At 31.0% G+C, this 13,176-nt stretch carries 10 protein-coding genes; 4 read left to right on the forward strand and 6 right to left on the reverse strand.

Annotated elements, in window-relative coordinates; all coding sequences use genetic code 11:
* Window positions 1-59: 59 nt before the first annotated feature.
* Window positions 60-470 carry an organic hydroperoxide resistance protein gene (locus tag AC07XU_RS13650; protein ID WP_494944181.1) on the reverse strand — a complete coding sequence of 137 codons (411 nt, stop codon included), beginning with the start codon at window positions 468-470 and terminating at the stop codon, window positions 60-62.
* A gap of 185 nt (window positions 471-655) precedes the next feature.
* On the opposite strand from AC07XU_RS13650, the gene AC07XU_RS13655 reads away from it, so the two are divergent.
* The 3 genes from AC07XU_RS13655 to AC07XU_RS13665 are packed head-to-tail and all read left to right on the forward strand — an operon-like array spanning window position 656 to window position 4,474.
* Window positions 656-3,037, forward strand: a complete 2,382-nt coding sequence (locus tag AC07XU_RS13655; protein WP_494944182.1) for a T9SS type B sorting domain-containing protein — start codon at window positions 656-658, stop codon at window positions 3,035-3,037.
* Window positions 3,037-4,026, forward strand: a complete 990-nt coding sequence (locus tag AC07XU_RS13660; RefSeq protein WP_494944183.1) for a PorP/SprF family type IX secretion system membrane protein — start codon at window positions 3,037-3,039, stop codon at window positions 4,024-4,026. The genes AC07XU_RS13655 and AC07XU_RS13660 overlap by 1 nt, the downstream gene beginning before the upstream one ends.
* 1 nt (window position 4,027) lies before the next feature.
* Window positions 4,028-4,474: a hypothetical protein gene (locus tag AC07XU_RS13665; protein ID WP_494944184.1), complete on the forward strand. Its 447-nt coding sequence runs from the start codon at window positions 4,028-4,030 to the stop codon at window positions 4,472-4,474.
* Here the strand turns inward: AC07XU_RS13665 and AC07XU_RS13670 are convergent.
* Window positions 4,463-6,619, reverse strand: a complete 2,157-nt coding sequence (locus AC07XU_RS13670; protein ID WP_494944185.1) for an FUSC family protein — start codon at window positions 6,617-6,619, stop codon at window positions 4,463-4,465. The two genes, AC07XU_RS13665 and AC07XU_RS13670, sit on opposite strands and share 12 nt — an antisense overlap.
* A gap of 975 nt (window positions 6,620-7,594) precedes the next feature.
* On the opposite strand from AC07XU_RS13670, the gene AC07XU_RS13675 reads away from it, so the two are divergent.
* Window positions 7,595-8,947 carry a PhoH family protein gene (locus AC07XU_RS13675; RefSeq protein WP_494944186.1) on the forward strand — a complete coding sequence of 451 codons (1,353 nt, stop codon included), beginning with the start codon at window positions 7,595-7,597 and terminating at the stop codon, window positions 8,945-8,947.
* Here the strand turns inward: AC07XU_RS13675 and AC07XU_RS13680 are convergent.
* The 4 genes from AC07XU_RS13680 to AC07XU_RS13695 all read right to left on the reverse strand — a co-directional run bounded on the left by AC07XU_RS13680 (window position 8,944) and on the right by AC07XU_RS13695 (window position 13,158).
* Window positions 8,944-10,152 carry a TCR/Tet family MFS transporter gene (locus AC07XU_RS13680; RefSeq protein WP_494944187.1) on the reverse strand — a complete coding sequence of 403 codons (1,209 nt, stop codon included), beginning with the start codon at window positions 10,150-10,152 and terminating at the stop codon, window positions 8,944-8,946. The genes AC07XU_RS13675 and AC07XU_RS13680 overlap by 4 nt on opposite strands.
* 23 nt (window positions 10,153-10,175) lie before the next feature.
* Window positions 10,176-10,607 (reverse strand): hypothetical protein, encoded by a 432-nt coding sequence (locus AC07XU_RS13685; protein WP_494944188.1) that lies wholly within the window; start codon window positions 10,605-10,607, stop codon window positions 10,176-10,178.
* Window positions 10,608-10,819: 212 nt separating this feature from the next.
* Window positions 10,820-11,953 (reverse strand): tetratricopeptide repeat protein, encoded by a 1,134-nt coding sequence (locus AC07XU_RS13690; RefSeq protein WP_494944189.1) that lies wholly within the window; start codon window positions 11,951-11,953, stop codon window positions 10,820-10,822.
* 119 nt (window positions 11,954-12,072) lie between these two features.
* On the reverse strand, window positions 12,073-13,158 hold the full coding sequence (locus tag AC07XU_RS13695; RefSeq protein WP_494944190.1) for a tetratricopeptide repeat protein: 1,086 nt from the start codon (window positions 13,156-13,158) through the stop codon (window positions 12,073-12,075).
* Window positions 13,159-13,176 lie beyond the last annotated feature (18 nt).

Consider the following 13,176-nt stretch of genomic DNA (forward strand, 5'->3'; position numbering starts at 1 on the left):
AGGCATAAAAAAAGCTTTCCAAATTTGGAAAGCTTTTTTTGTATTGTAATATTACTAAATTAAACCGCTGTAACTCTAACTTCAATATTTCCTCTAGTAGCTTTTGAGTATGGACAAGTTTTGTGAGCCATATCTGCCAATCGCTGTGTTTCATCATGTGATAAACCAGGTATATGCACATCTAGCTCTGCTGATAAAGCAAATGCTTTACCATCTTCATTAAATGAGATTTGAACATCGACAGTCGCATCTTCTGCTACAACACCTTCTTTATCTGCAATGCTTTTTAAAGCGCCTAAATAACATGGTCCCCAAGCTGCAGCAAATAATTGCTCTGGATTGGTTGCACCGCCTTGTCCATCCATTTCTTTAGGTCTTTTAACTTCAAAATCTAAAATTCCGTCGTTTGATTTTATGTGTCCATCTCTTCCGCCTTGGGCAACAACAGATGATGTATATAATTTATTCATATAAAATTTCCTTTAATTTAAAATAACAAACTAATAGTTAATAAGTTTTTATTTATCGTTAAATCGTGTGTTTTTAAGGCATTTTATTTGAGTATTAAGAAAAAAAATTATTAGTTTTAGTACTTCAATCATCCCCAAAATTGAAAAATTATAGATTAATTAGCCTCTTGCTTATTTCCTTTTTAATGGAGATAAGTTTTACTTTCGGACAAAATTGCCCAGATAACATTGGGTTTGAGACAGGTACGTTTGCCAAGTGGCAAACATTTACTGGTTCTGTAGAAACTTTTTTATTGCCAGATCGAAAAATCAGCAATCGAGTTATTGTAAATCCTGTAGCGGTTACCAACCTACGGCATACGATTTTAAATTCTAAAACGGCAAAAGATCCATATGGTGATTTTCCGGTACTCGCACCAAATGGCAGCAATTATTCTGTAAAACTCGGTAATGATGGCACTGGTAGACAGGCCGAAAGAATTTCTTATTTAATTACCGTTCCGGCAGATAAACCTGTTTTTAATTTAACTTATCAATATGCAGTTGTATTTCAAGATCCTAATCATATTGAACCAGAACAGCCTAGGTTTAACGTTAAAGTATTAGATTTAAGTACAAATAACTATATAAACTGTGCTTCTTTCGAGTATATAGCAACCTCTAACTTGCCAGGTTTTAAAAAATCTAAAGTAAATGGTGTCATTTATAAAGATTGGTCGCCGGTTTCTATTAACCTAAGTAATTACCAAGGTAAACAGCTTTTATTAGAGTTTACTACGGCAGATTGTACCCAAAGCGGACATTTTGGTTATGCCTATTTAGACGTTAACGAAAACTGCGAAAGTATAATACAAGGTAATGGTAACTGTAATGGCTCTGAAGATGTGATGTTGACAGGACCAAGTGGTTACGAATTTTATAAATGGTACAATGAAGATAAATCTATATTATACGGAGAAGGAAAATCAATCATTATCAATCCTAAATTAAAAGTAGGTGAGAAGGTTGTACTTGATCTAATACCTTTTGAAGGTTTTGGATGTACAAATACGGTTAGCACCACAATAAAAAGTGCAGCTTTTGAACTGAATTTGGTGAACGTAGTGAATGCATGTAAAAATGATATTATTGATTTAACTTCTGATCAGTATCGATTAAACATGGGTAAGGATGTTACCTATGATTACTTCACAGATTCTGAGTTAAAAAATATCCTACAAAACCCAACAAGTGTAACTAGAAGCGGTATTTTTTATTTAAAAGCTAGAAGCACAAATGGCTGTAGTGCCATAAAGCCAATTGAAGTTATATTTACTGATATTACCGATATTGATGTTGTTCCTGAAATCAAAGTTTGCGCTGATACCGATGTAGATTTAACCAGTAAATTGATACAAAAAATTGTTCCAACTGGTTTAACAGTACAATATTATGAAGATTTAGCCCTAACCAAAGTTGTTTCAGCGCCACATAAAATTACCAAAAGCGGCGCTTATTATATCAGTTTTAAATCTCAGTATTGTAGTGTTGTAAAGAAAATAAATATAGAAATTTATGATTTGCCAAATTTAAAAGTAAGTAATCCTGTACCAGTTTGTTATCCAAAAACAATTGATATTACTAATGCAGAGGTAACTAAAGGAAGCGACAATGATATACAGTTATCGTATTTTAAAGATGAAAATTTGTTGCTAAAGTTAGATAATCCTCAATCTATCGCATTAACAGGTACTTACTACATCAAAGCAGTAAACAAAAATGGATGTGTTTCTAGTAAATCAGTTGCAGTTACAATTTATGAATTGCCTGTTTTAGTAGTAAAAAATCCAGAGCCTATTTGTGCTCCGCTAAAAATAGATTTAACGGATTTAAATAATTATGTAGGAAGTACAAAAGATGTAAACTATACCTTTTATGACAAAGTTGATGGAAGAATGATAAGCAATCCTAAATCTATTGATAAAAGCGGTGTATACATTGTGAAAGCAACAAATCCGAATAATTGCGAAACGATTAGTGAAATTAAAGTCATTGTTAATTCGCAACCAATAATCGTAATTAATCAACCTAGAACCGTGTTTGTTACACAAAAAATCGACCTTACAAAACAGGAAATATTAAAAGGAAGTAGCGATTATAATAAAATTGCTTATTGGCATGATAGTCAAATGCAAAAGCAGTTGACGACCCCAAATCAAGTTACTAAATCTGGAAGTTATTTTATATCACTAACAAATTTATCTGGTTGTACAATTGTAGGAGAGGTGAAAGCTGAACTGGTTGAGTTACCAAAAATAATTGTTCCTACAGCATTTACCCCTTTTAAAAGTACCAATAATAAACTTTATCCATTTACTGATGCATTGAAAAAGTTATTAAGCTTTAAAGTTTTTAACAAATGGGGAAATTTGGTTTTTGAGACAAATACATCAGAACCTGGAAGTGGTTGGAATGGGTATTACAATAATTCTGCTCAACCATTTGAAACATACACCTGGTTTGCAGAGGGGATCGATTTAATTAACCAGAAATTTACTGCAAAGGGCAACACAATTTTAATCCCGTAATGAAAAAGTTATTACTTACACTAATTGCCTTATTTGCTGTTAATTATATTTATAGTCAAGATGCTAAATTCTCTCAATATTTTGCAGCACCATTAGCTTTAAATCCTGCTTTGGCTGGTTATTTTGATGGAGATTATAGGGTTGCCGCTAATGTAAGGCAACAATGGGCAAACGTTGGTGCACCATATAACACCTATAGTTTATCAGGAGAGTTAAAGTTAAATGATGAATTTTATCACAATGATATTTTTACAATTGGGGTTAGCGCCTTGTACGATGAATCGTTTAATAATTTTTTAAAAGCTACAAATTACAGTGCAGGATTTTCGTACTATAAATTTTTAGATCCAAACCACAATTTTAAACTAGGATTAGCACCACAAGTTTCTTATGTTTCTAAACGTTTAGATTTTAACGCTTTAACTGTCGCATCTCAATATCAAAATGGTGGATTTAATTTATCATTACCAAACTATTTAGACTTGAATAGCAACCAACTATCGTATTTCGATTTTAATGTTGGAACTAATCTAGCTTTATCATTAGATAAAATCTCTGCCTCATTAGGTTATGCAGTTTATCACTTAACAAAGCCTAAACAATCATTATTTAACGATTTATCTATCAGATTGCCTTATAGACATTCCATTAACTTTAGCTTTAGATATTCAAATGAAGATTTAATTGATTTTAATTTTGGCGCTCACCGTTTAATCGAAGGTGCTAGTCATGATACCATTTTGGGTGCAGTAGTAGGGTTTAAGCCAAACTTTGATTCTAAAGTGAAACTAAATACTGGCTTATGGTATCAAACAAATGGCAATTCATTTTTACCTTTTATTGGTTTCGATGTGTCTAATTTATCACTCGGAGTAAATTATTCGTTGTTTTCTAAAAACATCAGCAATTACCAGCCCAGAACATTCGAATTATCACTTATCCTTAGAGACAATACATTCAGTAAATTTAAAAACACTTGCAAGTTTTGATATGAAAAAAATTCTACAATTATTATTTTGCATTGTGCTATTTTCTTTAAATGTTAAATCTCAAGACAAACGTATCAATGTAGATTATCAATACAGCAGAGCTGATAACGAATATCATGCGTACAACATGTTTGTTAAAGTAGATGATACAAAATCGGCTATCGAATTTGAATTTTTAACCACTCATAGTTTTGATAAATTACAGAGTGTAGCTGTAAAAAATGGAGATAAATTAATTCAAGTTCCATTCAACGCTGTTGATTTTTTAATTAAAACGGATGATGAAAATTTGAAGAGTTTACTTATTGGGGCGAATATAAAGTCAATATTAAACAAATCAATAGATTGCGAAACGACAATATATTTTACGTTTTTAAATGGAAAAAAAATAGCATTACCTTTTAGATTTTGTTTAGCAAAAGATAAATTAAAAACGCTAAATCTTTAGTTTTTCCGTTAGTTTAAAAATATCATAAGCAACTTTTTGTATGGTATCAAATTGCTCTGAGATTACCATATTTTCATTTTCTTTTAGTGAGATGTTTAGGTTTTTCCTTCTAATTAAAGGTACATTGCTAATGTCATCATTATGCACATTTATGTTACTTGCAGACTGGTCTAGAAGATAGATTGTATTCGTTGCCACAGGTTTTAGCTCATCAATATCCAGGTACACGTATGCATGTTCCTTTTTATATAATGATAAAGTAGCTATGTAGGACGATAGCAAATGATTTAACACTGTAAATTGATGTAGCTCTGTCATGTGGTGCTGTTTGCTTTTAGGCTCAGAGAACATCCTTTGAAATAATGAGGCCAAGTTGGATGTTTTTACATAAACCTGTTTTCTGGCCACTTTATAATTGGTTGTGTTGTGGTTTTGCTCGAAATATAATAAAGTAACTTGCTCATAATATTTCATATTTGCCTTAATGGTATCTATCATAGCTTCTTTTAGTTTTTCATATTCCCAGTTAGGAAATAAAGAATAACTAGCCAATAAAGCAATAGCAGATCCTATTAATGTATCATAAATTCTCTCTCGAGCTAATGATAAACTTCCCATCCCTAAAAAGTCGAATAATACTAAAATATATGGTGTCATGAAAAGTACACTAACTACATAGTTTTTACGCTGAAAACTATAGCTGCCAATCATGCAGAATAGCAAAATAACAAAAAGAGTGTTTTTGTCATGCACATAAACCAGTATGCCCATTCCTATAAAAGCACCAACTACAGTACCAATTAAACGCTGTATATTTCTCTCTTTGGTTAAACTAAAACCAGGTTTAGAAATCACCAAAATGGTTAATAAAATCCAATAACTGTGTGCGAAATTTAAACTTTTAGCCACTATAAAACCTATAAACATTACAATGGCAACTCTTATAGCATGTCTAAATGTAGACGAACTGAATGTTAAGTTTTCGAAGAACAACTTTACATCCATATTCTGTTTGTTAACAAACTTATCTACATCAATATCTCTTCTTTTTAAGTTTTTCTTTTCGTTTTTGTTAAAATATCCATTGATTGTTTTTACTCGCCCAACAATATTTTCAATATTTACTTCAATGTTTTTTAAAGCAATTAACCCTAAAGTATTGTATTGCTGCTGTTTATTTTTTTCAAGTAATGTAATTTTGTATTTAAGTTTTTCAACGCCCTTAATTAATTTGGGATCTAAATGTGGCAGCCTGCCACTTTTTAATGCGAAAGCAACCTCATCCAAAGAGTCAGCAATTTGGTTAATAACCCTTTCGTACCTAGGTAAAATACCAGCAGAATCAAACTGCTCATGCAGTTGTTTGTAATTATAGTAGGTAGACATTACTTGTTCAAATAAATCAACCATATCTACAAATACCAACAATAAAAATCTGCCTTGTGGTGTAGATTCCCTTACAATTTCCCTTGTTCTAAATAATACATCTCGTACTTCATCTTGTTTATCATTTACCTGTACCTGTAGTTGTAGCAGTTCTGTATAGTTTTTTTCGTAATCTGTGTTTTGATGATAAAATTTAGCCTTTGCTCTTAAAAAAGCACTAACCTCTAAAATAGAATCGCTCAGCATTTGCTGTACCAAGCGGTAGGGACGCAACCTGTATACAAAGTAACTTAGCAAAGTATACCAAATACTTCCGGCAAGTACCAACAATGCATAAAAAATAACTTCTTTCCACGGTCTTATATCATCAATACTTAAAACCATAATCAGTAAAACTGATGTTCCAACAGATGCAGCTCTATTTCCATATAAAAAGAACATTGAAAAAAAGAAACTGCAGAATACAAGTAATGTGCCTGTAACGTAGATATTTAAGTTCGTTAAGCCAACAACAATAGAAATAATAAATAATAATGCTGTGGTAATCACCATTGCATTGCGGCGATGCACAATTGGTCCTGGTGTGTCTACAACACTAATACATAATGCTCCAAGTGAAAGCGTCATTCCGTATTGTAGCATGCCAAATTGCGCCATTATTAAAGAGGGCAGGAGTACACCAATAGTTATTCGCAATCCATCTGCAAAATAGGTACTTAGCAAAAAATCTTGAATGTTTCTTATTGGCTGGTTCAGCATGACGCAAAATTAACGTTTTTAGGGTTCAAATTGATTTTAAAAATTGATAATTGATATTAACTTTTTCTAATGTTTACTAAAAAATAGAGTTTTTATTCTCTTTTGAAACTCAATAATTTTCATAAAATGTGTACAAGCTATAATCGTCTAATTGTTAATAAGATAAATAAAAAATCCAAAAAAGTTTGATTTTGATCTATATTTAAACTTTCTTAGATAAAATCATTGTTTATAACTGATAATGAAAGGTTTATAACTTGTGTAAAAAACTTTTATTATTTTCTTGCATCCTAGTCAAATTGCTTCTAAATTAGATCATATCAATAACGAAGTACTTTGACAGTCTGAAAATAATTCAAAACAAAAATCAAGTCGAAAGATTAAAAATTTTTGGGATTAGAATGCTTAAAATCAAATTCGAAATTACATTGCAAAATGTAAATCGATTTCAGCTAATTATCGAAAGATAAATTGATGAAATAAATAAGTAACTGAAATTTAAAAACCTAAAGGTTTATAAATAGATGGAAAAAATAGGTTTAAGGCCTAAATTTAATTTGATGATAAAACTGATGAACATCGAGAGATGCTAATCTTTAACAAAAAATATCGAAAGACAATTATTGTTAAAAAAAAATTACTAGATTAAGCTGATTGAAAAATAAGTTTATTTAGCAGATTTAATGGTTGAAAAACCATATAGTTTAAAGCAAAATCAGACACTAGCACAATTGCCGCATTTTACGGAGTAAAGCAATAGCGTGATAGTTTATAAACGAGTTTAATTATTCGAAAGAATTTTTAAAAAACGCATAAGGTTAAGTATATTCAATTGATGCCATGTTACAAACTACGGTTGGTAATAAGGTTAAAACGGAGACACCAAATCGAAAGAAGAGGATCTCCGTTTTTTGTTTACTATTGTTAGCAAATAAGCTATTATTTTTTGAGCCTAATTGCTAATTTTGTAATGATATGGCAAAAAAAGAGCATCAGCTAAGCAGTTCAATAAAAAAGATATTTGTATTAGATACTTCGGTTATTTTATACGACCACGAAGCTGTTAATAGCTTTCAGGAACATGATGTTGCTGTGCCTGTTTTAGTTTTAGAAGAGCTTGATAATTTTAAAAGCGGTAATGATACAAGAAATTTCGAAGCAAGAAATTTCATTAGATTGATAGATCAAGCATCAAAACATAATTTAATTAACAAGTGGTTTGCGCTTAAAAAAAATAGTTTAGGCAAATTTAAAGTTGTTTTAGATGAAAACCCAAAAAAAATAAATGCTGAAAAAATTTTTGGAGATACGAAGTTTGACAATAGAATTTTAAATACCGCATTATTCTTAAAAGAAGAAAATCCTAAATGTAAGGTTGTTTTAGTTTCTAAAGATATTTGTTTGCGTTTAAAGGCAAAATCATTAGATCTGTATGCTGAGGATTACGAAACAGGTAAAATTAAAAACGCCGATGAATTATACACCGGAAAAACGGAATTAGACAATTTTGATGTAAAAGCGATAGCAAAGTTAGATAGTAATGAGGAGCTAAATCCCACTCCACTAGAAATACCTCAGTTAAAATGTAATCATTTTTTTATCCTCAAAAATAAAAAGAAAAACGTCATAGCCTTTTATAATCATGCACTAAATTCACTCAAAAAAGTAAGTGATCAACCTGTATTCAATATATTGCCACGTAATGCCGAACAATCATTTGCTATTGATGCCTTATTAAATCCAGATATTAAATTAGTCACTATTCAAGGAAATGCAGGTACTGGCAAAACATTGCTCGCATTAGCTTGTGCCTTAGAACAAAGAAAAGACTTTAGGCAGATTTACATTACCAGACCAATTGTGCCATTAAGCAACAAAGATATTGGTTTTTTACCTGGTGATGTGAAGCAAAAAATAGACCCTTACATGGCACCAATATGGGATAATTTGAGGTTTATTAGAGAGCAGTTTAGTGATGATGAAAAGATGCAATTTAAAATTGATGAACTCGTTAGAACTGAAAAAATACAGATTGCTCCTTTAGCGTTTATAAGGGGAAGAACTATAACCAAGATTTTCTTTATTGTAGATGAAGCCCAAAACCTAACTCCACACGAAATTAAAACAATCATATCTAGAGCTGGGGAGCAAACTAAAATCATTTTTACTGGCGATATCTATCAAATTGATACACCATATTTAGATTCGGAAAGTAATGGATTATCTTATCTCATAGAAAATGCAAAAAATCATCCATTGTATGCGCATATCACACTTCAAAAAGGGGAGAGGAGTGAGTTAGCAAATTTGGCTACAGATTTACTTTAATGATGTTTTCTTAACGCAGACATAGCAATTAATAAAGCACAAAACGCTAAAATTGCGCTCAAAATAAATGGTGCTCCGGGGAAATAAATTGAGTTGTTTTTATTTATAAAATAAGCGAAAATAAAAGCCATTAAAAAAGGTCCAAAAATTGCTCCTAAACTCTGCATAGAAGTTACAATACCTTGAATTTCTCCTTGAGCATTATCCGGAACTTGATTTGAAATAATTGTCTGCATGGCAGGATTACCAATTCCTGCTAAGCAATAAGGAAGAATGAAAATCATCATCATTACGCCATTTGGAGCAAAAGCAAAACAAGTAAAACCAATTGTATAAAGCGATAAGCCCAACATGATGGCATTTTTACTGCCAATTTTAGGAATAACAATTCTGATTAAGCCACCTTGAACTATGGCTACAACAACTCCAACAACTGTAAGTGAATAACCAATCATTGTTGGGTTCCATAGAAACTTTTCTTTTACGTAATAACCCCAATTAGATTGCACAGAATGACTGGCAATGTACAATAACAACAATGCAGCCACTAACCCAATAATTGCCGGATATTTAGAAACGCTTTTTAAGGCTCCAATTGGATTAGCTCTTTTCCACGAAAATTCTCGACGTTTTTCTTTAGCTAAAGATTCCGGTAAAATGAAATAACCATAAAGCCAGTTTAAAATTGCCAACGCTGCAGAAATCATAAATGGAACTCTTAGTCCCATATTACTAACCAAACCACCAATTAATGGGCCAATGATAAAACCAATTCCGAAAGCTACACCAACTAAACCAAAGTTCTGCGCTTTTTTTTCTGGAGTACTAATATCGGCTATATAAGCCATTGCGGTTGTAAAACTTGCTCCAGCAACCCCAGCAATAATACGACCTACAAATATCCAAGCCAACGTTGGCGCAAATGACAAGAAAATATAATCTATACCTAAACCTAATAAAGAAATCAATAATATTGGTCGACGGCCGTATTTATCACTCAGCGAACCAATAATTGGTGAAAATATGAATTGAGCAATTGAATAAGCTACCAAAAGTAAACCGCCATATTCTGCAGCTTCAGCCAGCGTTTTTCCTGAAATTTCTTTTATCAAATCTGGTAAAACCGGAATAATTATCCCAAAACCAATACAATCAATTAAAATTGTAATGAATATAAAGCCGAGTGTAGAATTTTTGTTATTCATTGTTTAATTTAATCTTATTTATACTACTTCGACTTTATGAATTTTACAGCGTCTTTTTTCATAAATAATTTCTCGGAAGGCAAGTTATTTGTGAATGGAGGTTGATCGCCTCTAATAAAAGGATAATATTCACGATTTTCATGAATGATAGCGAAAACAAATTCACCAACTTTAGGATTAAAAATAACAGATTTACCTTCAACCAATTTTACCATATAACACCCTAAAGTATTTTGATTAAGTGTTCTACAATCACATTGAAGTTTAATGGGTTTATTTTTATAATCATATATAATTAATAAAGCGTTGCTATCTTTATCAACTTTAACCGCAATATTTCCCATATTGATAGATTTTGCTTTATAATAGCCAACATATTCTACATTGTTTTGCGCATATAAAATTTTGGAGCAAACTAGCAAAGCTAAACTAATGTATAAAAATTTCGTATTCAATTGATATGCTGCAAAAATTATAAAATAAATAGATTTAAGAAGATTATAATGCGAATATAGATCATTCAAACTTGATATTACAATAAACTACAATACGTTCATACCAAAATTTCTAATCCTAACAAAAGCAATATTATTATTTGTCTTATAATTAACATTATGTTAAGTTGTGAACATTACTATTCAATACCTATTCATATTATTAGTATTCTTTAAAACTCGTTAAGTTTTCTTTTCAGTTCTTGAACCCTATCTAACTTGTTTTTTCTAGAATATATTTCAATTAATAATTGAATTGTATTTCTATCATTCAAGTTTATTTCATGAGCACGTTGTAAAATGAATTCTGCACGATTGATATTTGATGCAAATTGTTTGGTATTATTTGCTTTAAGTGTTTCGTTAGCACTTTCAATATAAATCAATCCAAGTTGATATAAAGCATCAAAATAATTTTTATCAAGATCTAATGCTTTTTGATAAGCTAATTCTGCAGTAGATTTATTGTTTAGCTGAGCTTGATGTAGATAACCGTATAAAAAAAGCAGTGATTTGTTGCGTTTATCAGTAGCTATTGAACCTTCAATTATTTTAGTAGCCTTATCATATTTTTCATTATCAAGCAATAAATTGATATAATCATTTGTTAAATACGGCTGATAAGGATTAACCGATAAACCGTCTTCAAGTGTTTTAATTGCGGTTTCGCTATCAAATTTTGAAGCATAAATATTTGCCATATTTTGGTATACGATAGGATTTTTAATCCCATTATCTTTAGCTCTTTTAAAATAAATAAGTGCCTCATTGTATAACTGTATATTTTGCGCACACATGCCTACATTTACAGCAAGCGTTGTATCTTTTGGTAAATAATCACTTACTTCTTTTAAATATTTAAATGCATTGGTAAAATCATTCTGAAAAAATAATTCATTGCCTATCTTTTGCTTTTTAATGATAATATTATAAGCGGCTGCATTTATTAATGATGAATTTGCCTGAAACTTATCTAAGGATTTAGCTTTTTCTAAAGCTTCGGTTGCTAAATTAAAATGTTTGTCTGCATTGGTTTCGCCATCAACTAAAGCAACGTAAGAACTTAAGTATGCTTTAACTGCCCATGTCTCAGGCCAGTTTTTCGTTTTCCTATCCTTTTCTGCTAATTCAATTGCTTTTATCCCCTCACCTATTATTGTAAGCTGTTTTTTTATATCTTCATCTTTTGATATGCTCACTTGAAGTTTGCCTACACTATTTTGCGCTTGTTGTACTTGAGTTTTTTGGGCTAAAGCATTAAAACTTGTAAAAAGTAGTACGTAATAAATAATATATCTCAAATTCATCTCTTAAATACTTATGCTAGCAAAAATAGTGATTTAATTTTTTATCATCATATTTTACACTAGTTCAGATTTTTCAAAAAAAAAAGGAGGAACATTCATTCCTCCTTTCCTATTTAAAATTAGTTCGTTTTTGGTAAAGCGTCTAACCTCTTCTTTATTTCTTCATAACTTTTTGTGTCGCCTTTAAATGCATATATTCTTGTCAACACATCTAAGCTTGGCTGATGATTCGGATCTAATTCTATAGCTTTTAAAAAGTATGGTAAAGATTGATCAATCATTGAAACCACTTTTGCAGTTTCAGCATTATATTCCTTTACTTTTTTCGCATCAAGTTTATCTCTTTGTTTTTGAACTTCTAATGCAGTGTTAAAGTAAGTGGTACCTAACAAATATTGGTATAGCGCATTTTTTGGATTATTTGCTACCAATTTTTGAAGTGAAGATTGAGATTTTGCAATATCTCCTCTTGAGATATATACATCAGTTTCAATAGAAATTAAATCTCCATCATTTGGATACTTAGCTAAACCTTCAGTAATTAAAGCTAAAGCCGCCGTTGTGTCTTTCAAGTTAATCAAATTGATGTTAATAATCTCTGTTAAATAACTTTTAGATTCAGGAACGTTAAAGTCAATCATTTTTTTGAAATAGGTTACTGCTTCTGGAAAATTATTATCCATTCTAGATACAACAGCAACGTTTAAATACATTGCAGTATCAGTTGGGTTTAATGCAATCACATCCTTAAATGAGGTTACAGCGGTTTTGTAATCTTTCTTGTTGTAAGCCCTAATGCCTCTTCCGGTAACTGCATTACGAATATTGATTTTAGCTGTTTCTATTTTATCTTTTTCAGAATCTTTCTTGTCAAGATCTTTAGTTTTCGCAATTGCTTCTTCAGCAATTTTTTGCTTAGCTATTGAATTATCTGTATTAACAGAGTCAGTAAGAGCAATGGCAGAAGCAAACAAAGCTCTATACGACCATGCTTCTGGCAAAATGCTCGACTTTTCATTAGCAATAGCTTTATCTGTATGTGCCAGACCATCATTTAGCGATGTCATTGTTTTATCAAAAGCACCTTTTCCACCAGTAATGCTAAAAATATCCCATTTCTTTTTCGCTTCTGCTACTTCACTCTTTTGAGCATTAGCAAGTGTAGCGCTTCCTACAATTAATATACTTAAAAGTATTTTTTTCATGTTATTTTGTTTTTTTTG

The sequence above is a fragment of the Pedobacter sp. GW456-11-11-14-TSB4 genome (assembly GCF_059424425.1).

Excerpts from the sequence above, each read along its gene's own strand:
- AC07XU_RS13650 (WP_494944181.1), bottom strand. The coding sequence starts at position 470 with ATGAATAAATTATATACATCATCTGTTGTTGCCCAAGGCGGAAGAGAT.
- AC07XU_RS13655 (WP_494944182.1), top strand. The coding sequence starts at position 656 with ATGGAGATAAGTTTTACTTTCGGACAAAATTGCCCAGATAACATTGGG.
- AC07XU_RS13660 (WP_494944183.1), top strand. The coding sequence starts at position 3,037 with ATGAAAAAGTTATTACTTACACTAATTGCCTTATTTGCTGTTAATTAT.
- AC07XU_RS13665 (WP_494944184.1), top strand. The coding sequence starts at position 4,028 with ATGAAAAAAATTCTACAATTATTATTTTGCATTGTGCTATTTTCTTTA.
- AC07XU_RS13670 (WP_494944185.1), bottom strand. The coding sequence starts at position 6,619 with ATGCTGAACCAGCCAATAAGAAACATTCAAGATTTTTTGCTAAGTACC.
- AC07XU_RS13675 (WP_494944186.1), top strand. The coding sequence starts at position 7,595 with ATGGCAAAAAAAGAGCATCAGCTAAGCAGTTCAATAAAAAAGATATTT.
- AC07XU_RS13680 (WP_494944187.1), bottom strand. The coding sequence starts at position 10,152 with ATGAATAACAAAAATTCTACACTCGGCTTTATATTCATTACAATTTTA.
- AC07XU_RS13690 (WP_494944189.1), bottom strand. The coding sequence starts at position 11,953 with ATGAATTTGAGATATATTATTTATTACGTACTACTTTTTACAAGTTTT.
- AC07XU_RS13695 (WP_494944190.1), bottom strand. The coding sequence starts at position 13,158 with ATGAAAAAAATACTTTTAAGTATATTAATTGTAGGAAGCGCTACACTT.